The organism is Paenisporosarcina sp. P4_D4 (assembly GCF_056401835.1).
The window spans coordinates 16,942-41,544 of sequence record NZ_JBFUIO010000006.1 but is presented as its reverse complement, the minus strand read 5'-3'; the positions used below and the strand labels follow the sequence as shown (position 1 = coordinate 41,544).

Below are 24,603 nucleotides of genomic sequence, written 5' to 3'. Positions count from 1 at the left end.
GGTCGAAAGATAGAAAAAATATGTTGAATCTTCAATTGATTTAAGAGAAAAGCCTGTGTAAACTTACAAATTAAAACAATTAAATGCAATTGATGGTAAGAATGAGTCATTTTCTTTACAAAATGACATTTCTTTACCAGTGTTTAAAAGGATATGTTAAATTAAAGGGGCGTGAAATTTTTCACAATAAAAGAACCATTCGTTTTACGGATGAAATTTTGAGAGGGGCTTTATCATGCATTTGAAAAGGAATACTGGTGATGGGGATAAGATTTCATCCGACCGGAAGCCAAACCGCACATCAAATATAATGAAAAAAGCAGCCATAACAGCAGTGCTTGCTTCAAGCTTCACATTTAATATCAGTTTTGCAAAAGATAAAGAGGACAGTCAATTACAGGAAATTTTTCATATATATGCAAGTGACGAATATGTAGGTACGGTTTCAGATGAAAAAGCAGTAAAAGAGCTTGTTAATGAAAAAATTACTGAGTCAAGCTCCCAATACAAAGATCTAAATCTAAGTGGATCCAATTTATCCATCATCTCAGAACAAGTTTTTAATGCAGAAACAAATGATAAGGAAACATTAGACAAGCTGGACAAGATGGTAACTGTCACAGCAGATGCTTTTGCCTTGTCGGTCAATGACGAGATTGCCGTCTACGTCAAAGACTTGGAAGCATATCATGAAGTAGTCCGCAAACTGAAACTTCAGACCGTTTCTGAAAAAGAACTCACCGAATTGGAAAATCGAAAAGATTCTAACAATTCTTTACCCCCATTAAAGAACAATGAAACACGTGTTTTGGATATTAATTTAAAAGAATCAATTTCAGGTGTTACGAAACAAGCAAAACCAGAAAAGGTTTTAACTGTTGATCAAGCAGTAGATTACCTTCAAAAAGGTACTTTGGAAGAGAAAACATATACCGTACAATCTGGAGATGTATTCAGCAAAATAGCAGCAAAACATGATTTAACTACAGCGGATTTAACAAAGCTGAACAAAAGTGTCAACGAAAATAGCGTTCTTCAAATTGGAGAAAAATTGAAGGTAACAGCTTTAAAACCTTTAGTGAACATTGAAGTTGTTCGCGAGAAAAGAGTGACAGAAGCCATTCAATTTGAAAACCAAGTACGCGAATCGAAAGATATGCTTAAAGGGGATTCCAAAGTCATTCAAGAAGGCAGCAATGGTGCCAAAGAAATGACATACGTTATCCGTGAGAATAACGGGACACGCGTGGGCAAATCAATTAAAGATGAAGCAGTAGTAAAAGAAGTGACAAACAATATTATCTTAAAAGGTACTAAAGTCGTTCCATCTCGTGGGTCAGGTATGTTCGCATGGCCGGCAGAAGGTGGCTACATATCTAGCGGGATGGGTCAACGGTGGGGACGAATGCACCGTGGAATCGATATTGCACGTCCTGACGGCTTTGCAATTAAAGCAGCTGATAACGGCGTTGTGAAATTTGCTGGAGCAGATGGTACATTCGGTAACAAAGTAGTTATTGATCATCAAAATGGTTATGAAACAACATATGCTCACTTAGCATCAATTAATGTTAACGTAGGACAAACTGTTCCTGTCGGTTCAAAAATAGGTGTAATGGGGTCAACAGGTAGATCTACTGGAACACATTTACACTTTGAAGTAGAACATAATGGTGTAAACGTAAATCCTCTTAAGTTTTTAAACAAATAATATACGCGGAAGCGGTCAATTCGACAGAGTTGGCCGTTTTTTTATATTCATCGACAATAGAGTGTTAGTTTATCTAAGAATCTTGTCGAAATATTACCCGGGAAATATTCAACATTCTGATTCCTCTAGTCGATAGGTGCGTAACATAGTAAAGCGTGATAGAGTAAGTAGTATAAAGAGGTCAATTCATATTTAAATAGATAGATGGCAAGAGAGGATGACGAACAATGAGTAAAACAATTTTAGTAGTAGATGACGAGAAGCCGATTGCGGACATTCTACAATTCAATTTAAAGAAAGAAGGCTACAATGTCGTTTGTGCTTATGACGGGGATGAAGCTTTAGCAAAAGCAGAAGAAATCAAACCCGATTTGATGTTACTAGATATTATGTTACCAAACCGGGATGGAATGGAAGTCTGTCGTGAGATTCGTAAAAAACACGATTTTCCTATTATCATGCTGACAGCGAAAGACTCGGAAATTGATAAAGTACTTGGTTTGGAATTAGGTGCAGATGATTATGTAACTAAACCGTTCAGTACGCGTGAATTGATTGCCCGTGTGAAAGCCAATATGCGTCGCCATCAAACCGTACAATCTGAAGATGCAGAAGATGCGTCAAATGATATTGCGGTTGGCTCATTAATTATTCAGCCGGATGCGTATTTAGTTTTGAAAAGAGAGGAATCAATTGAACTGACACACCGTGAGTTTGAATTGCTACATTACTTGGCAAAACATATCGGTCAAGTGATGACACGCGAACATTTACTGCAAACTGTATGGGGTTATGATTATTTTGGAGATGTTCGTACTGTAGACGTAACCATTCGTCGCCTTCGTGAAAAAATTGAGGATAACCCAAGTCACCCTGCATGGATTGTGACACGTCGCGGCGTAGGGTATTATTTGCGTAATCCTGAACAGGAGTAGACAGAATGCAAAAGGTTRGCTTTTTTAAATCAATTCACGTCAAAATTGTCCTTGTTTATATATTGCTTATTATATTGGCAATGGAAATCATAGGAATATATTTTGCGCGCGAATTAGAACAAACGCTTAAAGCAAGCTTCACCAAATCCATTGAAGAACGAGTGGATTTGGTGGAGTTTAGTGTGCGTGAAGAAATTATAAAGAAGCGGGGAGAAGAAGACCCTACTTTAGAGCAAAGTTTACGTTCTGTTCTATTCAGTATCCGTTCGGAAGATATTAATGAAATTAGTGTGATTGATCCCAATTTTCGTATTCTAGCAACATCCGAAACGACCAATCAATCCATTGTTGGTCAACGTTCAACAGATGCGATGGTCCGTCGATCCATATCTTCTGAAACACCAGACAATAAAATTTCATTAAAAAAAGGCGATCGTATTTGGGTTCTCACTTCACCTATAATAGATCAAGGTGAAGTACTCGGTACGATTTACTTGGAATCAAATATCGAAACAGTTTTTGAGCAGATGAATGAAATTAACCGAATTCTTGCTGGTGGTACAGCGATGTCACTTGCCATCACCATCATTTTGGGGATTTTGATTGCCCAGACCATCACACGGCCGATTTCAGATATGCGTAGACAAGCACAGGCTATGGCAAAAGGGAACTTCTCCCGTAAAGTGCGCGTTTACGGAAATGATGAAATTGGGCAATTGGCAATTGCCTTCAATCACTTGACCAACCGTCTGCAAGAAGCCCAGTCCACTACGGAAGGTGAACGACGCAAACTAGCGTCAGTCCTTTCTAACATGACGGATGGCGTAATTGCAACGGATCGAAAAGGGCGTATTATTTTAATCAATGATCCAGCTCTGAGACTGTTGAGAGTATCAAGAGAACTGGTATTGCATCGTCCCATTTCATCCGTTCTTGGAATAGAAGCGGAATATACATTTGAAGATTTAATTCATATGAAAGAGTCCATTAACTTGGATTTCAGTTCACCAGAACGTCCGTATATTCTGCGCGCAAATTTCTCGGTCATTCAGAAAGAAACAGGATTCGTAAATGGCCTGATTACAGTTCTTCATGACAATACCGAACAAGAGAAAATTGATATGGAGCGTCGTGAATTCGTAGCCAACGTATCACACGAACTAAGGACACCATTAACGACGATGCGCAGCTACTTAGAAGCCCTTGCGGATGGCGCGTGGCAAGACCAGGAATTAGCACCTTCATTCCTGAATGTTACGCAGACGGAAACTGAGCGTATGATTCGTTTGGTTAATGACCTGTTACAGTTATCGAAAATGGACAGCCGTTCTTACGATTTGAATAAAGAGTTTGTTGAGTTCATTAAATTCTTCAATCGAATCATCGATCGTTTTGAAATGTCGAAATCACAACAAGTTCATTTCCAACGATTATTGCCAGATTCACAATTCTTTGTGGAAATCGATGCTGATAAATTAACACAAGTCATTGATAATATCATTTCGAATGCTTTAAAATATTCGCCGGATGGCGGTAATATTCGTTTTGGCATTATTGTGCAAGAAGGATTCTTAAAAGTGATGGTATCGGATGATGGCATGGGAATTCCAAAAGAAAATGTAGAACGAATTTTTGACCGTTTTTATCGTGTGGACCGCGCGCGGGCAAGGTCAATGGGGGGCTCAGGACTTGGACTAGCTATTGCCCGGGAAATGATTGAAGCACACGGTGGAGCCATTTGGGCAGAGAGTGAAGAAGGACATGGGACGACGATATTCTTTACGTTGCCATTTGAGTTGGATGAGGCAGGTGAATGGGATTGAAGTATGTAGAGCAAATTAAATCGATTGTCCTCACCTTGCTTGTCGTTTTAAGTGTGACACTGACGTTTACAATATGGACCTATACACCGAACTATGAAACCATTAAACAAGCACCGGTACTCAATATATCAATTGCAGATCAAAAACGTGTAGATGATGTAATCAAACCATATAAAATAATAGCGAGTCGGGAAAACAAAATGACTGGTTCTATGTCTCCGTTTGACTTGGATCGTGTTATTAATGTCATGAAGGGCTGGGAAGTCAGTGAGTTGAAATTAGAGAACAATAATTTAAGTGAAATGGATTTAAATGAACTGATTCATGCGCCTGATCGCTTTACCCTATTCTTCCCGGATGATGTGCCGTTTCCGGTATATGATATCATTTTGCCATTTTCGATGACAAACATACCTGAAAATGAATTTGATCGCTTAATTGTCAATTGGAATAGTATTGATAATAATGAACTGAAAATCTACTTTGCCAGTTCAAAATCCAAAAAACTGTATTCAGCAATTGCAGGTAATGTTGATATGAATTTATTGAAGCAAGAAGTAGTATCACCGACGGCTAATTTTACACAGTTCACGGAAATTGAACGAAAAGGAAGGTCTTCACTTTTTGTTACAGCAAAAGATGTGGAAAGTATCCGTTACACATATTACCTGCAAGAAATAGATCCCAATCGCTTCAGGGACGCCCTGTTCAGTGACCCAAATCTAGTTCGTCAAAGTCCTGTAGGCGCAACAAATGAAGAATATTCGGATGGAACCTCATTAATGAATGTGAACTTGCTTGAACGCACATTAAGTTTTGTGAATCCTTCTGCTGAAACTTTTGTACCAGCCGAGCCATCTAAGTTGATTTTTGATAGCTTGGATTATGTAAATGAACACGGGGGCTGGACAGATGAATTTCGTTTTGCAAGTATCAACCCGGAAAAGCAGCAAATAGATTACCAATTGTATTTGTTGGGATATCCCGTATTCAGTGATGAAACATCTACAAAAATAACGGCGTTTTGGGGAGACCCCGGGATTTATCGCTATCGGAGACCTTACTATACGCTTGATCTGTCGTTGGCATTTGATACCGTGATTTCAACGTTGCCTTCAGGTGAGAAAGCTTCACGTGTCATGAAAACCGTGAAAGAACTTGATTTTAACAATATCGATGAAATTACCACGGGCTACTATTTAACACGCGATGACGAAAGACGATTATTGACATTGGAACCATCCTGGTTTTATTTATCAAACAATCAGTGGTCTCGCATTTCACCTGATGTTTTAGGAGGTGGGAAGTTTGGATTGGAATAAAACAAAAACCATCTTCATTATCGTGTTTTCTATTTTAAACGTATTTTTGTATTTACTATATATAAATCGTTACAATGAAGCACAGGAAGTCGAAGTGCTGGGTGAAACAACAATTGAAGAACGTTTGCAAGCGGATAACATTCGTTATGAGAGTGCGCCTGAAAATACACTGAAAGAATCATATGTTTCCGGCAACATTCGTGTCTACTCTCCTGAAGAGTTAAAAACATTGGATAATCAAACCTTTGAAATATTTGATCGTACTGAACTTGTAGCCACATTTAAAAAACCAGTGGTATTAGCAAGTTTAGAAGACCCGGCAACACTCAAGGACTTTGTTAATACGCATGTATTCGAAGGCTCGTCATACGACTTGTATGAGGTTGATGCAAAAGCTAAAAAAGCAGTGTTTTTCCAAACTATCAATAATCGCCAAATCTTCTTTAACCAAAATGCGCTTCTCACAATTTATTGGAATGAAGATAATGAAGTATATAGATATGAACAAACGGCCTTCGAAAAGTTGGAAGATGATTTTGAGCAAACCGAAAACTTATTGCCAGATGAGAAAGCAGTTGAAGTATTATATACACGGAATTTATTGAAACCAAATTCGACGATTACAAAAATTAGTTTAGGATATTCCACACTCGTTCAATTGACGGAAACACAAGTGTTTGCACCGACTTGGCGAGTTCGTGTAGAATTACAAGATGGCTCGAAGGAAGACTATTTTGTAAATGCCGTAGAAGGAAAGATTATCGAATTTAACAAAGAGTCCGAGAAAAAAGAAGTAGAGTAAGGAGTTTTCATCATGCGTTTTAGTGTTCTAGCAAGCGGCAGTAGCGGAAATGCCATTTACGTTGAAACCGAAGAACATTCATTTTTAGTGGATGCTGGTCTTAGTGGACGTAAAATGGAGGAGTTGTTCGCCTCTGTTGACCGCAATGTGAAAAACTTGAGCGGAATTTTGGTTACGCATGAACATAGTGATCACATAAAAGGGCTTGGAATTCTCGCCCGTAAATATAAAGTTCCCATATATGCCAATGCCAAGACCTGGATGGCAATGGAACATCTTGTCGGAAACATTCCACTCGAGCAACGTTTTCATTTTGATATGGAGACTGTAAAAACATTCGGCTCACTAGACATTCAATCGTTCGCCGTTTCCCATGATGCTGCGGATCCAATGTTTTACGTATTTCATGAAAATGGACGTAAACTGGTGTTAATCACGGATACTGGATATGTCAGTGACCGGATGAAGGGTCATATCAAAGGTGCAGATTCATTTGTGTTCGAAAGCAATCATGACGTAGGAATGCTGCAAATGGGTCGTTACCCGTGGTCGGTCAAACGCCGGATTTTAAGCGACGTAGGACATGTGTCAAACGAAGATGCCGCTGTCGCAATGAGCGAAGTTGTCGAAGAAAAACCAACACGTATCTATCTTTCTCATTTGAGTAAAGATAATAACATGAAAGACCTCGCACGAATGAGTGTTACTCAAACACTTGAATCATGCGGAATTATTACCGGTGAATATTTGAATCTTTTTGATACAGATGCCAATAAAGCCACTGAATTAGTGACTATCTAAACCCCACAATTTTGTGGGGTTTTTTTGATACTTTTTTTACTAAGTAGTGTCTAGGACCAAGTGCTAGCTCGCGGGCACATTTAGGGGTCAGGAAGGCATAAGTGCCATTCATCCTTCCAGCGCATTGTCCAGTTTCACAGGCCAACCAGCTTCTAAGCTCCGTACCTTCGTTCGAAAGCAAGTTTTCGATTCAGATACTCCAGCACCGAATTAGGGTTAGGGTGGCCTGTTCCACGTTTCATGGCGTCGAGCTTGAGTTGCCCTTTACGCTTTTCTTCATTTTGAGCAAGTTTTAAATTCATTTTCATCTAATTTTAATGTTGATTAGGTAAAGTAAAGGTATCGAATAACAGAAAGGGAGATTATCTATGGGTTACTACGATCAAATACCATCAGATCCACAAAAAGAACAACAAACGAGGATTATTAGAAAAGGAAGTAAAGGTGGCTACTTTTTCAGTGGTCTTATCGGGGTTATGATTGGGGCATTAGTCGTTTGGTTGATGCTTCCTTCGCTCGTTGGCATGATGCCTGGTGGAACCGAGGTAAGTGGCAAAGACTCAGCTGTGTCTTCAACTACTCAGCAATTATCTGCGGATATAACTACTGATGTCACATCTGCAGTCGACAAGGCAGCGAACGCAGTTGTAGGCGTGACGAACATTCAATCCACGTCAGATTTCTTGAGACCAACCAGTGAAGAACAAGAAGCGGGAACAGGTTCAGGTGTCATCTATAAAAAATCAGGAGATAAAGCATACGTTGTTACCAACAATCATGTTATTGAAGGTGCAACTCAAATAGAAGTGACATTGGCAGACGGAGCCAAAGTGGATGCCAAATTACTTGGGGCCGATATTTGGACAGACTTAGCTGTTTTAGAAATGGATGCTTCAAAAGTGACAACAGTTGCGGAATTTGGAAATTCAGATTCGTTGAAACAAGGGGAAACGGTCATTGCAATCGGTAATCCACTTGGTCTGGATTTTTCAGGATCCGTAACGACAGGTGTTGTTTCCGGTAAAGACCGTGCAATTCCGGTTGATTTAAATGGAGATAACCAAATTGATTGGCAGGCTGAAGTATTGCAAACGGATGCAGCCATCAACCCAGGAAATAGTGGTGGGGCACTTGTCAATTTAGCTGGTCAATTGATAGGAATCAATTCCATGAAAATATCTCAGGCGACAGTCGAAGGAATTGGCCTTGCGATTCCAATTAACTCTGCCATCCCTGTCATTGAAGATCTTGAAAAATACGGCGAAATGAAACGTCCTTCAATGGGTGTAACATTAGTCGATGTGACCAACGTTTCTGCTTACCACCAGAGAGATACACTTCGTTTACCGGAAGAAGTTTCAACAGGAGTGGTCATTGACCAAGTAATAGAAGGATCAGCAGCGGAAAAAGCGAAATTGAAACAATATGATGTAATCGTTGAAATGGATGGAAAAAAAATCGAGAACATGGTCGATTTACGTAAACACTTATACAATGAAAAAGAAATCGGTGACGATTTGAAATTGAAAGTGTATCGTAAAGGTCAACTGATAGAAGCGACCTTAGAATTGAAAGACAATTCAGCTCTATAAAAAGGTTCGTCAATGTTGTGGATGACCAAAAAGAATTGTGGATAACAATTTTATATTAACAAAACATTTACACAGCGAGTAGAAGGTGCGAACCCGTACCTTTCCTACTCGCTTTTTGTTTGTTAAAATAGATTGTGGATAAAGTTGTGTGAATTGTGTATAACTAATTGAATTGTTCGAAAATCGAAAGGATGAAGAAATATGAAAATTAAATGCTGTCAAACCCATATAGAACATGCATTGGACATGTTTGTGGCTGAGCAAAATACCTTCCCGATTTTAACGGAACTCACAGATGAAGAAAAGATATCCACAAAATGCGATTACTGTGATGTCGCTGCAATATATTTAGTGGCGAACGAATGATTGCCTACTATATATAGTTTGTGGTTGTGGATATGTGTATAACTTCTGTGGATAGCGTGTTTGTAAATAAAGTGTAAAGGTGGATAACCTGTGAATATCACAATAATTTCCGTTGGGAAGTTAAAAGAAAAGTACTTAAAAATGGGCATTGAAGAATACACAAAACGATTGGGGAGTTACGCAAAAATAGATTTAATTGAAGTGGCAGACGAAAAAGCACCGGAAAATTTAAGTGATGCTGACATGGAAATCGTCAAGAAAAAAGAAGGCGAACGCATTTTGGCAAAAATCGGAGCGGACACTTATGTCATCGCATTGGCAATCGAGGGCAAAATGAAATCGTCTGAACAACTGGCGGATGATTTACAGTCACTCATGACATACGGTCGCAGCAAAATCTCGTTCGTCATCGGAGGATCACTCGGTCTGCATGAAGACGTGATGAAGCGCTCTGATGAAAAGCTGTCATTCTCAAAAATGACCTTGCCACACCAATTGATGAAATTGGTGTTGGTGGAGCAAGTATATCGAGCTTTTCGGATTATTAAAGGTGAACCTTACCATAAGTAAAAGAGGTTTTTTTAGAAAAATAAAAAGCCAAAAATGAAAAAGTTATGAGTATAACTTTTTCATTTTTGGTGTTTATAAGGAAGATCAACATCCGTTACATTAATATAGCCTTTCTAATTAAAAAAGAAAGGAAAAGTAAATGTAACGAAAGCCGCCCAAAGTCCGTAAACTGGCAAATACTTAGTGACCGCATCTTGGATGGGTGAAGGTCCGGTCTTGTTTTGTAGAAAACGCATATATGAGACCATAATCCAAATAAGATTTCCCCAGATAAGTATGTTTACACCTAAAACAGCAAGTCTGTTTGGTGTAATCCCATAAGAAGAAAGTCTGAACACGATGGCTGACAAAGCCACACTGTCAATGATAAGCGCAAGAACAATTAAGGAAAAATTTATATAATCTGAAATGTTCTTTTTCTCGTCTGAGTCGCTTTCGGTAATAGAAAATATGGTAACGGCCAATACACCAAGGAGTATTCCGTTGAAGGCTATCAGGAAATTGCGGTCCAAGAATGGATTTTTTCCGACCCATATAACCGTTATAAGATAGACCAACAATGTGACCAGGACAAGAGGACTAAAAATTTTAGCTATATATGGTGTAATATTCTTAGCAAGTTTAAGATTCATTGATACCAGGTATGCAGCCACAATAGCGAGAGCGGCAGCACCAAATAAAACGATATTACTAAAATAGAATTCTTCTATATCCAAGCCAACAAAGCTAAATAACTGCATGGTTAATGCCGCTAGCACCATTCCGCTAACTGCCATGCTGGCGTAGAGAATACAATATTCCAAATTAAATTTAATATAGGCTAATCTTGTACTGCCTTTTGAATATTCATTTCCTGTAAATGCAAGCCCTACCAATACCCATAAGAATATGGGAAGATGTAAATAAGCAAGGATAATACTGTCTTTATAATTTAATGGTAGCATATTAAGATAAAACCCGGAAATTAGGAACAACGCTGCAAGGGAATAAATAACACTTTTTTTCGGAGTATTATTGTAAACAAAATAGGCAGCAATAAAGGGAATTACACCAAAAGCCAGGTTAATTGGAGCAATTGCTTCCTGTTCGACAAAATGGAAAATGATTCTGGTGCTTATCCCGGCCAGAATGGCTAAAATGCCCATGAATAAGAAATCTTTTTGAATCAAGGAAGATTTTTCTGAATGTGCCGTCTCCTTGAAATGCAATCTTTCATACCAAATGCCAAGAACCTGAGAATCAGGATGTTGTTCCCATGCGTCTGAGAATGACTTTTTAAAGGCTTTGGGGTCATTTCTAAACATTCTCTCCAGCTCATGGGGATTAGCAATATTTTCAATAATTAAATTGTTACTGTCCATGATTATACCCTCCCTTAATAATTGTCATATTAAGTCCTACTTTCCTCAACAATGTTTATTAATCAAACTCTCTTACCTTTGACTGTCTTCGTCACTTTTGTATTCTAAAATATCTTCAGGCTGACATTCTAATGATTTACAAATCGCCTCTAGAGTTGATAATCGAATCGCTTTTGCCTTTCCATTTTTCAATATAGAAAGATTCGCCATCGTGATGCCAACCTTCTCCGAAAGTACCGTTACGCTCATTTTCCTTTTAGCCAACATCACATCAATATTGATTACAATAGCCATTGGTTTCACCTCATATCGTTAAATCATTTTCTGATTTTATATCGATGGCATTTTTTAATAGCTTTTGAAGAACAGCAGCAAAGACTGCAATCATCATTGAAGCAAAAGGAACAAACAATCCGATAAAGATGACACCTGGGGCGTCGTCTTTATCCGCAAAGAGATAGAAGAGTGGCAAGACTAGCACATGCAAGGTACTGATTGTGATGGCACAGAATTTGATATTCCGCAAAGAATATACAGATAGTTGCGAGAAAGCTTTATTTTTATCAATATAGCGTAAAAGTTTAAAAGCCTGATACAAAGCAAAGTAAAAGGGAATCGCCGATGCATCAAAAACGATAGTAACGAGGTATTTGATCAAATCAAACTCTGGAAGCAATTTTGCTGCAATATTACCTAACTCAGGTACCAAAAAGATGCATAAAGCAAGAACTGGAAAGCCCATAAGAACAACTGCTAACTTTAAAAATAGTGTTTCAGGTTTCATGAAAAGCACCTCTCATAAGTATTGTTTTTTAGATATTAACATGTTATTTATTGATAAACAATAAATTTTTATTAATTTTTATGATATTTTTATTGTTAATAAGTTAATAAGGCAAAAGTAAAAACATTCCTCTTTACAAAGAAATGCTCTATAGGGTGTATCTCATGAGCCTCAATTGAATTACTGTTAATCACTAAAAAAAGCTAACTTTTTTATTTTCTTTTTGCCTCCGTATCGTATAACGGGAGAGCGTAAAATATCAGTTATTAAACGATTAGATCGAAAGACAGTCGATGAAATTAGAAAGTTCTAATATTCGCGCCTGGCACTCCCTGATATTTGTCGAAGATTGATAGGTTTTTAGATAGGTAGTAAATGATAGAATGGAGTTGTTAGCTGTATATTGTTGGGGTGGCCGGATTGTCAATCTTCTTTTCCTTTGTTAGGAAAGGAGGTGATAATCACGGAAACATTTCTTGAAATTCTCAGAGAAGTTCTGAAGGGAGTTCTGCGTGAAGTAAGCGCATATTTTTTTCGGAAGAATGTTCTAGAAGACAAGAAAACCACCTGCGCCGTCGCAAGCAAAAGGGTGGTTCTCATAAATAATCCACAATGACAACCACCACCCTGACGGCAGAGGTTGCATGGGGAGAAGTGCTTACAACACTTCTCTCTTTTTTATTATATGTCCATTATATACTATAAAATTCCTTTTAAATATTTGATATTATTACGACTGAGACACGGGGACATTTCTTGTGTTTGATGAAGCAAGAATGCTAATGAAACAGGGGATGGTTCTCGTTAGGTTTCGAAGCTAGCACAGCGATGTAGAGACAGAAACAGGCGAACGCTTTCCGCGGGGCCTCACTGGACACGTCGCTACGCTGCTCCCACAGGAGTCACTCAATCCAAAATTGACTGTGTTCCTTTCTTCATTTTAAATATTGTTATAATAAAGGGGTGTCAGAAGCTAAACTGTAGCTTTGGATGCTCTTTTTTTGTAGATAACACGGATCTTACTTGCCAGGGAGTTGGAATTAGAGATGAATAATAAGGATATAGCAGAGATTCGCAAACACTTTAAGATGGATACTGATTTGCTTAAAATAGCTGATATTTATAACGTTTATATCAAGCAGGAAAGCAGTGAAATCTATCATGAGGAGAGCCGCTCATTTTCCTTGCTGGACCGGGAGCAACAAGAGCTGTTCCTTGCCAACTTTAAAAAGGTTTTAGGTGGGAAACTAGATGTGAAGCTGTTTGAGGTGAAGTTCCAGCGTCAAGGAGAGGGGCAAACGGACCATACGCAGCGACTTTTATTTGAGGGGCTTCATGCAGATGATGTCGGGGAATGGAAAGCGGGTATGCAACGCATCGCCTTGAAGATGGTTCAGGATAGCCAATATGAAAAGGACATAGTCATCACATTCATTCGTGGAAACTATTATAAAACGACGAAACGTCATCCCGATGAAACGGAAATAGACGCTCGAGATGAAGTGTATACCACTCCATTTATCCTCAGTAGCATGAATCAAACCGAACTGCCGAAACGTTCACTGGTGTTTGATTTTGTCGAGAAAGAGTTTAAGTCCAGTCTGCTGGCTGATCCCGTCATTAAACTTGCCACTCCAATTGGTGGATTTCTGTTCCCTAGCTTCACGGACAACGCCGCAGACATCAATCACGTCCTTTATGCTGCGAGCAAAGCGAATAAACCAGATTTCCAGTTTATCGAGAATGTGTTGAACGGCAATGAAATCATGACTGCCGAGGAAGATAAAGCGGTGTTTGAAGAAATTGTAAAAGCAGTAATTGGTGATGAAGTAAATTCGAAAACCCTCGCCGGTGTATATGATGAAATCAATAATATGTTATTGGTGGAAAAAGAGAGTGAGGACGAAGAAGGGAGTACTCCTACTTTGGATTCTATAGAGGTTGCACGTGTGTTGAAGGCGAGCGGCGTAAAAGATGTGAGTACGGAAAAAGTGGAAATGGCCTTTCAGCAGGTGGTTGAAGACAAAAACTATGAAATGAAAGCAAGCCATGTCGTTCCAAGCTACGCGTCCAAGTCAATCAAAATCAGCACGAAAGTAGCGAATATTGCGATCAGCCCGCAAGACTTGAGATATGTCAAACAAATCAATTACAATGGCAAACGCTGTCTATTGATCGAGGTGGAAGAAGACACGATGATTGAAGGATTTAAGCTGCTTCCGGAAGAGCTGTTGGAGTAGGAGAGAGTTGGGGGGTCCTTCAGCCGGCTATCTAAAATGGAAAAGAGAATAAACCTCATTTAGCCCTGCTACGGTGAACCTTACCATAAGTAAATGAGGTTTAGGAAGTAATAAAGGAAACAGTTTAATTATTTTACTTGGACTGTTTTTTTCAATAAGAAAGGGCTTTTCTAGTTATTTTTCCAACTAAGATAGCCCTTTTATCTTTTACTCACTTAAACGAATTTCCACGGTTGTGCCGATGCCAACTTTACTCGACAATATAACATCCACCGTGTGCCTCAATAATATCTCTAGAAAAAGYCATGCCGAGACCTGTGCCGCGAACGTTTTTGGTATTTGTACCTCGATAGTAGCGTTCAAAAATTTGTTTTAGGTCGTGTTTTGTTAAAGCCTTTAAAACTGTTATTCTAAAGTTCGAAAATTCAATCTCAGTCTTCATCATTATCATCATCGATAAATAAAGTAAGGATTGAATCTAGTGGTTCGGTTCCATTAGCAACCGCATTTACTTTATCAGTATATTGCTCACTGATCATATGTTTTAGAGGTTGTTCCACCTTGTTGAAATACTTAAATGCCTCCATTGCCATTTTATCCCATTCTTCGTATAAAACTAGATAGTCATCTGCTGTCACTTTTGTTCTTGAAGTGCCTTCTTCAGGGATACATTCAAAATCTTCATCTTCACCCAACGCAGCATAATCACATGTTATTTGTTCGCCAGGTTGAATGTCTCTCGCAGCTAACTCAAAATCATATACTGTATCTACTATATTTGGATTGAAGCTATGGTTAATATACTTTGCGTGATCACAAGAGAGAACATATTCGCCGTCATTATCTAAATATGAGTATTTATATATATACTCTTTTCGAACATCATCAAGACTTTCAATATATGACTCATCAAGAACAATATCTAAATCATCTTTAATCCAGACAATGGTTCCTTTAGGAATTAATTTTGTTGCAAAAACTCCAATTCCTACTTTCTCATTTACATACCGAATTTCGGTATTCGGATGCATCATTTTTCTATTCCTCCTTTATCGAATTCATTTTATTCTCCAAAAAAATGAGAGGTTAAACTTCAGTAGGGAAGAAAATGATGGTCTCGCGTAATAAAATTACACTTATCTTCTTAACATCGAAAACGTAACAAATTATTGGATATTTCAATATGTATATGCTCATATATTTCGTTTTGAGTAGACACTTGTTCTAATAAATACTTTTTTATCAAAAGAAATAATAAGAATATATATTTAATGAGAATGTGGAGGGCTCCAAGAAGTAGTTACTATGTTAAAGAAATCGATATTGGTTTGGAAATTACCAATTAATGTGGTCGTAGGGAACAACACCAATTTCAAATAAAGAGTTTTATCGAACAAAAAACAAGGCTATTATTCATGCAATTCGATAATGTTTTCAGGATAAGGCTATCGTTTGGAAGGGATGGAGAGGAATACATCTTGTTCTTCAAAAGAAGCATTTTTAAAAATAGTAGCTTCTTGTACATGATCCTTATGACCGTGGGTTGCTAAGATGAGAGTAACATCTTCTGGTGATTTGCCTATTCTATTTAGAGCTTGTTCAAGGTATATGGAATGCTCCTTTTTACCTAAATCTATCAACTTCCTGTACAATAAAGTAAGAGTTGTTATAAGATTTCCAACTTGTGTCCCATATTGCTAGTACATATACTTTTTCATTAATCGGTTCAAATAAGTAATCCAAATTCCTACCCCATGTAAAAAGATATTCAGTATGGAATCTTTTTTATTAATAATATAGTATTCTTTATTTCTATTTGGATACCGTCCTTTGAAAGATCACTAAGACGTAAATAATAAACGCTAACCCAATTGATTGGAGACTGTGTGAATGTTAATGGAACAAACAAGATATTCTAGGCTTGCAAATATAACAAAAATAATAAATACAAAGTTAGAACTACGTGAAGTATTACAGCGTGTAACAAGTGCAATATCTGAAGAGATTGTTCAATGTAATTCCGTTGGTATTTATTTACCTCAAAAAGATGGAACATTTAGAGGATTTGCAGGAAAACCTGAACTCATGAATGGCATGGCGCTCGATACGCAACTAATTGATCCTGATATAGACTTACTAGCMAAAGAAGTGATTGAAACTAAAAAAACCATCCACATCCCGGATACCTCAAAAGATAATCGACCGGATCCGAAAACAGTTGAAGCCTTCAAAATTAAATCCTTATTAGTTCTGCCTATTTCATTTGAGAAAGAGTTATTTGGTCTAGTTTTTTTATTTGATTATGGAACACCAATGAACTTGACAGAGTCGGAAATTCAAAGTGTTGAAGCTTATGTGAATATGGCTGCAGTCGCAATTCAAAACGTGAATAATTTAACACAAAAGGAAAACCTTATTGCCGAAAAGCAGTTGTTGCTTAATGTTACACGTGATTTATCGATGTGTACCTCGATACAGGAAAGTCTCGATAAATGCTTTTTCTACTTAGGAAAGATTTTAGATAGCAAAAATATTGCTGCCCACCTCCTAGAACCGTTAGAAAAAAAAACAATTAGATTAACGAAGTTAAGTAAAGACTGTGATTGGACGGAAGCAGAGTGGAGTGAAACCCTTAATAACATAAAAATGGACCATAGCTATGAAGCCATGATCCAAGAGGCTATTATAACAAAAAATATAATTCACATCCCAAGTGAGGATACAAAGGGGCTGCTTATGATTCCATTGGTTTCAATGGGAGAAGTATTAGGGGTAATAACAGTTGTGGATTTGGTGAGAAAAACTCACAGTTACGATGAATCCCAAATTCAGCTGGCACAATCTATAGTTGATGCCACAGCCCCTACGTTTTCAAACTTGTTATATATGGACCAACTTGAAAACATGGTGGAAGAGCGAACAAGGGAACTAGCCGCTGCTAATGAAAAAGTTACAAGTGTTATTGAAAGTATTACGGATGGGTTCTTCGCTTTGAATAAAGAATGGGAATTTATTTACATAAATAAACATCAATATCTACCACAAAAGAAAGCGGCAAATGATGTATTAGGCAAAAATATATGGGAGATCTTCCCGAAAAGTATAGATACCGTCATGTATAAAGAATTTCATCGTGCGATGTTAGAGAGAGTTCCTGTACATTTCGATATTCCCGCAACCTCTGAAGATTATTGTTACGAAGTAGTGGCTTACCCGTATGACGAGGGTATCTGTTGCCTATTTAAAAATGTAACGGAAAAAAAGAAATATGAAAATGAACTGAGAAGGTTTTCCAACTTAGAATTAATAGGGCAAATGGCAGCAGGTATCAGCCATGAGATTAGAAATCCAATGACAACGGTACGAGGATTCTTACAGTTATTAAAAAAAGAGGACGAATTAGAAAAACATAATGACCACTTTAATTTAATGATTGAAGAACTTGACCGTGCCAATGCCATTATTACTGAATTTCTTTCAATGGGAAATACAAGGACATCTGATTTACAGATGTTAGATTTAAATTCAATTATCTATGATATTTCACCTTTAATAAAGATTGATACATTTAATCAAAATAAACTTATTCAATTCGATACTAAAGACATCCCAGAATTGCTTTTAAATCGTAATGAGATACGGCAATTAGTAATAAACCTATACCGTAACGGCTTAGAAGCGATGAGCACAGGGAAAGTGCTATCCATCAGTACCTACATAGAAGATGAAAATTGTGTGGTTCTTGCAGTGCGGGATCAAGGAGAAGGTATCAGGCAAGAAATATTAGAGAAACTGGGTACTCCATTCTATACAACCAAAGATAATGGCACTGGCTTGGGGTTAGGCATTTGTTACGCCATTGCTGCCCGTCATAATGCGAAAATTGAAATTCAAACTGGATTAGATGGCACTACTTTTTTTGTTAAATTCTATTCTAAAAACAATTTGAATAATCCTCATTTAGATTAGTCACGGAGAACCGTATCATAAGTAAATGAGGTTCTAATTTGTTTAACAAAATTTCAGGTACCTGTTCAAGGAGTATTGATAAATGTTTAAGTTTCCATGTTTGTTCATCAACTTTTTTCTTTTATAGATATTGAGGAGTGGCTCGTAAGCCTTCCTTTGAAATCCTTACATAATAAATCCGTTTTCACATTTATTGATAACGTTAGCAAAGGATTAGTCTATTCAAAAGTATTACTTTAGAGAAAAATGTAGGTGTTAATTTGGATAAAGGAATTGTGTGTGTTGAAAAATGTATGATGAAGTCGATTGAATGGATCAATGAACCACGGGGGCTTTATGCAAGTATGGAGCCGGCGTGCAATTTCAAAAAGCTTTATAAACAGCCATGACGAAACAAACATATAAATATAATAAGAGGTAGTTCCTACAAGTGTATTTGTAATAAGGGACTGCCTTTTTTGTATAAGTATTGGTTAACATATTTGCAAGGTATATAGATCGATTTTGCTGGAAAGGAGGATATTCTTATGAAGAATAAAAGCGAAATCATGGAGATCATTCAGCAATTGGATCATCATATTGCAGATGATTTTGAGGCACAGGACCTAGACTTTAAACAATGGAATTTTAGTGCTGTGGAGGAAAACGTCAATAAAATGATTAAATACGCTGTTTGTATGGCAAATGGCGGCGGGGGCAGCGTTGTTTTCGGCGTGGCCGACAAAATGCAGGGAATAGACAATGTTTTAATAGGGATTCCATTTGATATAGACATAAAAGAATTACAAAAAAGGATATTTGAAAATACGGATCCACACATAACCCCTTCGTTTGATGAAATATTTTATAAAGATCATTCAATCCGGCTCTTGGTCATGAACGTTTTGCCGAAAACACCGCCTTATACAACAACGAAGGGTACAGCAACCATTAGGCAAGGAAAAGAGTGTCTGCCGTACAGAAACAATTCGTAGGGATAGTCTGATTTTATGATTAGGATCGTTTGGAAGGGACGGAGAGGTATACATCTTGTTCTTCAGGCAATTACGAATTATAAAGAATAAGATATAATTCAAAAGGCTAGAAAAGTAGACAATACTTTAAAGTTTTAATGATAACTAGTATTGAAAAGAAACAAACTTTTCCTAATTCCTACTTAATTATTGGGCCTTGATTCAAAATAACACCTCATTTAGATACATCACGGGGAACCGTATCATAAGTAAATAGGGGTTTTTCTGAAATTGAATCAGTGAATTTCTATAATGTGGGAGATATGCTTTTTAGCTTATTGCAGTACTCTATTCTACACAGTTCTATTAAATGGGTTTATTTTTATGAATCTACCAACATGATGGAATTTGAGACATATCCAATCAAATGGAACAATGAACTGCCCCGTAAAAGTTAGACACAAATCCAGCTTTTACGGGGTGTTTTTATATATAAGAGATTATTTGGTTCTGGGGGGCTATTAAATTTTAAGTTGATGGAGATGGAGTCCCGCCCACATTTTAACGAAAATATACGCTAAACAAATTTCGATATAAAATGGGTCTAATTTCCTGCTTTGTTAGAGATTCGACTCTAATTTTTTAGACTACTAAATCCATAATTATTTTTCCCACCATTTTGATTGAATAGGAAATTTGTTGCTAAAAATACTGAAGCTACGTTAATTACAAGGGCAACAATATTTAAAAAGTCAGTTGTCGGCCCAAACACAATAATCAATGATGTTATTGCGACAAACAATGGAATTGCCTTATTTATATTTGTGACTAGTTGTTGCTTGTGAAAATGTCTTAGTATGAAAAAAATACCTATTAAAATTGGTGCAGTAAGGAATAATCCTAAATATCCCCATGCATCTTCAATAAACCAAGGGAAAAAGCGCATACGTGAAGTGAAAATAAACAGATTTAGTACGATAGTTCCTACTAATATACTGTTTAATATAATGACTCTCTTGTTTTTATCCATTGTAATTTCTCCTTTAAAATTTAATTACTCCTTAGTTAATTCGTAAAAACGATTCATAACTTCTTCCTCTTCAAACGTGCTATACCACCTATAATCACTACCATCTAAAATACGATAATGTTGGCTGATCACATTTTGTTGTACTCGAAATTTTCCTTTTTTCGCAATCTCATTCCAAAACATTTTTCCTCCTAATGTTTTTACTTTTGGAGTATTCATACCATCGTGAGCTAGAGTTTCAATTACTTCAAAAGGTTCTTCTCCTAAAATGTGTTCTAGGATTTGACTATCCTTAAATAAGGCACAAACTACGACTGCATTCGTCCAACCAATTGATGTTCTTTCTTTTTCAACTTGAACCAGTGTCTTTTTGGAAATCCCTAGAACAGTAGCCATTTTTTCTTGAGAATATCCTTTTTCAAGACGAATTAGTCGAACATTCTTAGAAATCAAATCAATTACAGTTTCTTTATTCAAATAACATCACCTCCATGTAACAGTGTTAAATTCCACTAATAGTGTAATATTACACCGCTATTAGCCTTTTGTAAATGGTACATCCAATACAATGGTTGTAACGATAGACCCTTTAAGCCCAAGATGTTCATCTGATAGTGGATGGGCAATAATGTTTCCAATGACTAAAGCAATAGCGAAATCAAGAGTCTTAATTGAGAGATGACACGCTGACTTAATACTCTAGTAACAGTTAATAAGAAGAAAAAAGCAACAATAGCTCGAAGAATCCACTCAAAGGTAGTAAGTGTTTCTTGGCCTTGAAAAAATCCATATAATACACATCCTTTATCAAAATAGCTATCACATAGTTTAACTCTGATATTATTTAAATAATCCATAATTAGTGATAAATTTAAATGAAGGAAGTAACTGATTAATAGAGCGTGGTTTACATTTGTATTTTCCAGAGATTTTTAAGTAGGTTTTATAAATCAAATGAAAAATACTTACAGGGGCTTCAGTTTGTAGTTGCAAGTAACAAAAATATTTGATTGGTAAAACCTCATTTTGGAGTATCACGGTAAATCCGTATCACAAAAGAGTTTGTCGATGTTCTAACGTGGAAAGACTGAATTTACATAAATAGAGAGGATGTACATATGAAAATAAATCGATTAATTGCTAATAACATTAATCAATTAGATGCCGTACTGCCAGTAAATCAATCGTTAGGAATTGCAGGTTTGTCTGGGTCCGGAAAAACCACTTTTAGTCAAACCATTGGTGAAGAGTCCAAGAAGCGTCTCGTTTCATTATTGCCTAAGGCAGAATATCAGTATTTGTTTTCTAAAATTATGGAAACAAATTTCAGTGCCATCAAAATGGAAGACATGCCTTTAGTGCTTTTTCTTGGAAGAGCATCGATTTCTTCTAATCCGCGGTCTACCATTGGCACCCATACGGGCGTTTTTAAAGAGATTCGTGTTCGTCTTGCTGAAAAATTTAATCTTTCTCCAGAAGTTTTTTCATTTAATAATGAATTAGGCTGGTGTCGGGATTGTAAAGGACGTGGCACGACCAAAAATGTGGAATGTAAAAAGTGCAAGGGCAGTCGTTATAACCAAGAAGTTGAGCAATATACGATTGAATTACTTGGAAAACCACATAGTATTTCCGAACTCAACGACTTAAGCATAGAAACCATTCTCTCATTAGCTGAAGTTTTGCACATTAGTGAAGCGAAGCAGCATATTCTCCAAAATATAATTAATATGAATATTGGTTATTTAACATTGAATCGGATAATGGGGACTTTATCAGGCGGGGAATTAACACGGCTTTACTTGGCCGAGTTCATGGCAGCCAGTGAAAATACCGTTATTATTATTGATGAAATCTCGGTTGGCCTTGATCACGAAACACTATTGAAAATTTTAGAACAGATAAAACAATTAGGGTATAAGAATCAAATCTGGCTCATCGATCATTCTGACACGGTACTCGATGCAACAGATGAGCAATTGTTCTTTGGACCAGGAAGTGGCAAGTATGGCGGCAAAATTGTAGAAGAATCCCCACGTCCAAAACCAATCATCTGGAAACGAAATCAGGCTATGCCAACAGAATACTATCAATTCCAGGATCTTTACTGCCGAAATATTCAAATAGATGAAATCCAAATTCCCAAAAATAGACTTGTCACTTTTACTGGTGAGTCTGGATGTGGTAAATCCACTCTCGTCAATGAGTGTATCACCAAAGATTTTATGAAGCGATATCCAAAAGATAAACTAGTCATGGTTGGGCAAGATCGGAATCAATCGATTACGAGCCGGTCAACCGTTGCGACGTTTCTTGATATTAAGAAGAAACTCACTAAATATAGTGACGAGATAGATGATATTTTTCTACGTTCAATTGAAGATATTATTGATGAACTCCCTAAGGAAGACATCGCTCATAAACGCTTGAGCTTATTGATCAAACTTGGACTTGGTTATTTGACGTTGGAAAGAAAAACACAAACTTTATCAACAGGTGAATTTCAATGTGTTCATTTAGTTTCTGAGTTGTTTACCAACGCCAAAAATCCACATACGTTGTTTATTTTTGACGAGCCTTCAAAAGGGTTATCACAAAATATTTTAAACCAATTTATTGATAGTGTTAGGGTCATTCTAGAGAATGAATCTGTCTCCATCATGATGATTGAACATAATGCATATATGCTGGAAAGCTCTGATTTTATTGTTGATTTCGGTAAAAGACAGCTTGCACCTGTTCAACATCTTGATGTTGTCAGTCATGAAGAGTATTACCGTCAAAAAAATAGTGAAGAAGTTGCTCCATTGCACATTTCTTCGACACTCAAGCAGCGAAACGGTATTCACTACTTAGAAGAAAATCATTTGGTCTACTTTAAAAATGCAGAAAATATCTATAAGGGCGGCATTCTAAAAAGCCTTTCACCTATGGCTCGGTTGATTTATGGTGAATATGAATCCGACACCATCGCACCCGTTATCGCTATTGATCTTGAAAGGCACTTGTATAGTCAATATAGCTTCCTCTATGAAATGGGAGGGCTGATCAACCATATCGTTGCTGCCCATCCGACCAATAAAGATACAAGAAACTTCGATTTCTATAATCAAGAAAACCATTGTCCATGTTGTTCCGGCCGTCGGGTCATTGAGAAATTCAATTTTGATGTGGTCATTCAGGACAAAACTGTGCCATTCTGGGATGGCTTATTACATCCAGACGTCATGGAGGTATTGAAATATTATCAATATCCAAAGTTGCAATTCCTGTTTGATGAGATAAAGAATGAACTCGGACAAGATATCAGCAAGAGCTTCAATGAGATGACTGAAGCGGAAAAGCACACCTTTTTATATGGTTATTGGGAAAAGTCGTTTTACGATAAAGCAGGCAAGGCTTCGAGAACATGGGAAGGCTTTAATATAATTATTGGCCGTTATATGTTTATTTCGAAATCCATCATTAAAGATCATATGAAGGAATCGAAAGAGATGATTGCCTGTCCTGTTTGTCAGGGAACAGTGTTAAACCATCATAAAAAACTGACATTTGGTGGGATCGATATTCGTGAACTCATTCAACAACCGATCGATCAAGTCATAAAAACAGTAGGGAAGTTGCCGGAACTGGAAAAACTAAAAGCGGTTGTTGGCGGCGATATGGCGCTTACTGAAGATGTTTCCCTCCTTTCTAGGGGAACGCAAGTGGCACTGAAAATGCTGGAACTGGAACAGGCAAGCTTTATTGACTACGAGATCGTTTTACAGAATGCTTTCCCATTCTGGGACAGTATTGGAAGCAAAATCGAAGCAATAAGCTGTAAAAACCAGATCACAATCTGTGATTTCGCCAATATTACCGAAACGAGAGAAACCATTATCGATAAGTATTTCACCAATGGAAAATATAAAAAGCTAACTTATGTGTACGAAGCGTTTGGATACAAAAAAATTGTTACCCAAATCAATAAAGTTAAAGCAAGTCATAAATGTCCATTCTGTGCAGGGAAGAAAGTCATTTCCGAAGATGGTCTTCATGACGGCGTGTATAAATTGTCGGTGCCCTGTGTGAGTTGCCATGCTAGTGGTATCAATAATGAAGGTCGGAAGGAAATCATCGAAGGCTTCGACGTACAAACCTGGCTGACCGGTAAAGTAAGGGATGTAGTGGCTGGATTGCTTACAGAGGGTGTTGCAGATATACCCATTTTCAATCGTATTCGTGAGTTGGATAAACAAGATATGATTTCCGTTTATCAAAGTCTTGAGCAAAATAATCTTTCAAAATGAGGTAACTTAAACTTGAAGTTAAATCAAAAAAGAAGGAGAATGCTTGTTATAC

Annotated in this window: 21 protein-coding genes and 1 pseudogene; 13 read left to right on the top strand and 9 right to left on the bottom strand. The window is 37.2% G+C overall.

Annotation, left to right across the window (positions count from 1 at the left end):
* The first annotated feature begins 235 nt into the window (after positions 1–235).
* From AC1DSL_RS03315 to rlmH, 9 genes are all read left to right on the top strand, one after another.
* The gene (locus tag AC1DSL_RS03315; protein ID WP_477531160.1) at positions 236–1,711 is read left to right on the top strand and encodes a peptidoglycan DD-metalloendopeptidase family protein; all 1,476 of its coding nucleotides are present in this window, start codon (positions 236–238) and stop codon (positions 1,709–1,711) included.
* Between the two features lie 227 nt (positions 1,712–1,938).
* Positions 1,939–2,646, top strand: coding sequence for a response regulator YycF (gene yycF, locus AC1DSL_RS03310; protein WP_016428911.1), 708 nt, complete (start codon positions 1,939–1,941; stop codon positions 2,644–2,646).
* Between the two features lie 5 nt (positions 2,647–2,651).
* Positions 2,652–4,469: a cell wall metabolism sensor histidine kinase WalK gene (walK, locus tag AC1DSL_RS03305; RefSeq protein WP_477531159.1), complete on the top strand. Its 1,818-nt coding sequence runs from the start codon at positions 2,652–2,654 to the stop codon at positions 4,467–4,469.
* Positions 4,460–5,791 carry a YycH family regulatory protein gene (locus AC1DSL_RS03300; protein ID WP_342542584.1) on the top strand — a complete coding sequence of 444 codons (1,332 nt, stop codon included), beginning with the start codon at positions 4,460–4,462 and terminating at the stop codon, positions 5,789–5,791. Before walK ends, AC1DSL_RS03300 begins: the two co-directional genes overlap by 10 nt.
* Complete coding sequence (locus tag AC1DSL_RS03295) at positions 5,778–6,593, top strand: two-component system regulatory protein YycI (protein ID WP_342542583.1); 816 nt, start codon at positions 5,778–5,780, stop codon at positions 6,591–6,593. Before AC1DSL_RS03300 ends, AC1DSL_RS03295 begins: the two co-directional genes overlap by 14 nt.
* Positions 6,594–6,605: 12 nt before the next feature.
* Positions 6,606–7,394: an MBL fold metallo-hydrolase gene (locus AC1DSL_RS03290; RefSeq protein WP_342542582.1), complete on the top strand. Its 789-nt coding sequence runs from the start codon at positions 6,606–6,608 to the stop codon at positions 7,392–7,394.
* Positions 7,395–7,762: 368 nt separating this feature from the next.
* A complete protein-coding gene (locus tag AC1DSL_RS03285; RefSeq protein WP_477531158.1) occupies positions 7,763–8,986 on the top strand; it encodes a S1C family serine protease in 1,224 nt (407 codons plus the stop codon).
* Between the two features lie 201 nt (positions 8,987–9,187).
* The gene (locus AC1DSL_RS03280) at positions 9,188–9,352 is read left to right on the top strand and encodes a CxxH/CxxC protein (RefSeq protein ID WP_016428905.1); all 165 of its coding nucleotides are present in this window, start codon (positions 9,188–9,190) and stop codon (positions 9,350–9,352) included.
* 90 nt (positions 9,353–9,442) lie between these two features.
* Positions 9,443–9,922, top strand: a complete 480-nt coding sequence (gene rlmH, locus AC1DSL_RS03275; RefSeq protein WP_477531157.1) for a 23S rRNA (pseudouridine(1915)-N(3))-methyltransferase RlmH — start codon at positions 9,443–9,445, stop codon at positions 9,920–9,922.
* Positions 9,923–10,035: 113 nt separating this feature from the next.
* Here rlmH and AC1DSL_RS03270 read toward each other — a convergent pair whose 3' ends face one another.
* The 3 genes from AC1DSL_RS03270 to AC1DSL_RS03260 all read right to left on the bottom strand — a co-directional run bounded on the left by AC1DSL_RS03270 (position 10,036) and on the right by AC1DSL_RS03260 (position 12,067).
* On the bottom strand, positions 10,036–11,283 hold the full coding sequence (locus tag AC1DSL_RS03270; protein ID WP_477531156.1) for a DUF4153 domain-containing protein: 1,248 nt from the start codon (positions 11,281–11,283) through the stop codon (positions 10,036–10,038).
* Positions 11,284–11,355: 72 nt separating this feature from the next.
* The gene (locus tag AC1DSL_RS03265) at positions 11,356–11,577 is read right to left on the bottom strand and encodes a helix-turn-helix domain-containing protein (RefSeq protein WP_477531155.1); all 222 of its coding nucleotides are present in this window, start codon (positions 11,575–11,577) and stop codon (positions 11,356–11,358) included.
* Positions 11,578–11,587: 10 nt separating this feature from the next.
* Positions 11,588–12,067, bottom strand: coding sequence for a DUF2975 domain-containing protein (locus tag AC1DSL_RS03260; RefSeq protein ID WP_016428901.1), 480 nt, complete (start codon positions 12,065–12,067; stop codon positions 11,588–11,590).
* Positions 12,068–13,113: 1,046 nt separating this feature from the next.
* Between AC1DSL_RS03260 and AC1DSL_RS03255 the strand changes: the two genes are divergently transcribed.
* On the top strand, positions 13,114–14,307 hold the full coding sequence (locus AC1DSL_RS03255) for a DUF4317 domain-containing protein (protein WP_477531154.1): 1,194 nt from the start codon (positions 13,114–13,116) through the stop codon (positions 14,305–14,307).
* A gap of 250 nt (positions 14,308–14,557) precedes the next feature.
* On the opposite strand, the gene AC1DSL_RS03250 is transcribed toward AC1DSL_RS03255, so the two are convergent.
* From AC1DSL_RS03250 to AC1DSL_RS03240, 3 genes are all read right to left on the bottom strand, one after another.
* Complete coding sequence (locus tag AC1DSL_RS03250; protein ID WP_477531175.1) at positions 14,558–14,749, bottom strand: ATP-binding protein; 192 nt, start codon at positions 14,747–14,749, stop codon at positions 14,558–14,560.
* Positions 14,739–15,341: an SET domain-containing protein gene (locus AC1DSL_RS03245; protein WP_477531153.1), complete on the bottom strand. Its 603-nt coding sequence runs from the start codon at positions 15,339–15,341 to the stop codon at positions 14,739–14,741. The genes AC1DSL_RS03250 and AC1DSL_RS03245 overlap by 11 nt, the downstream gene beginning before the upstream one ends.
* A 411-nt stretch (positions 15,342–15,752) precedes the next feature.
* Positions 15,753–15,947, bottom strand: coding sequence for an MBL fold metallo-hydrolase (locus AC1DSL_RS03240; protein WP_477531152.1), 195 nt, complete (start codon positions 15,945–15,947; stop codon positions 15,753–15,755).
* 250 nt (positions 15,948–16,197) lie between these two features.
* On the opposite strand from AC1DSL_RS03240, the gene AC1DSL_RS03235 reads away from it, so the two are divergent.
* Positions 16,198–18,276, top strand: coding sequence for a GAF domain-containing protein (locus tag AC1DSL_RS03235; RefSeq protein ID WP_477531151.1), 2,079 nt, complete (start codon positions 16,198–16,200; stop codon positions 18,274–18,276).
* Positions 18,277–18,803: 527 nt separating this feature from the next.
* A complete protein-coding gene (locus tag AC1DSL_RS03230) occupies positions 18,804–19,250 on the top strand; it encodes an ATP-binding protein (protein WP_477531150.1) in 447 nt (148 codons plus the stop codon).
* 613 nt (positions 19,251–19,863) lie between these two features.
* On the opposite strand, the gene AC1DSL_RS03225 is transcribed toward AC1DSL_RS03230, so the two are convergent.
* The 3 genes and pseudogenes from AC1DSL_RS03225 to AC1DSL_RS03215 all read right to left on the bottom strand — a co-directional run.
* Positions 19,864–20,259 carry a hypothetical protein gene (locus AC1DSL_RS03225; protein WP_477531149.1) on the bottom strand — a complete coding sequence of 132 codons (396 nt, stop codon included), beginning with the start codon at positions 20,257–20,259 and terminating at the stop codon, positions 19,864–19,866.
* A gap of 24 nt (positions 20,260–20,283) precedes the next feature.
* Positions 20,284–20,736, bottom strand: a complete 453-nt coding sequence (locus tag AC1DSL_RS03220) for a helix-turn-helix transcriptional regulator (protein ID WP_477531148.1) — start codon at positions 20,734–20,736, stop codon at positions 20,284–20,286.
* Between the two features lie 78 nt (positions 20,737–20,814).
* Positions 20,815–21,098: pseudogene (locus AC1DSL_RS03215) on the bottom strand (DUF421 domain-containing protein); the annotation flags it as partial.
* A 279-nt stretch (positions 21,099–21,377) separates the two neighbouring features.
* On the opposite strand from AC1DSL_RS03215, the gene AC1DSL_RS03210 reads away from it, so the two are divergent.
* Entirely contained in the window at positions 21,378–24,551 is a 3,174-nt protein-coding gene (locus AC1DSL_RS03210; protein ID WP_477531147.1) for an ATP-binding cassette domain-containing protein, read from the top strand.
* Positions 24,552–24,603: the final 52 nt, after the last annotated feature.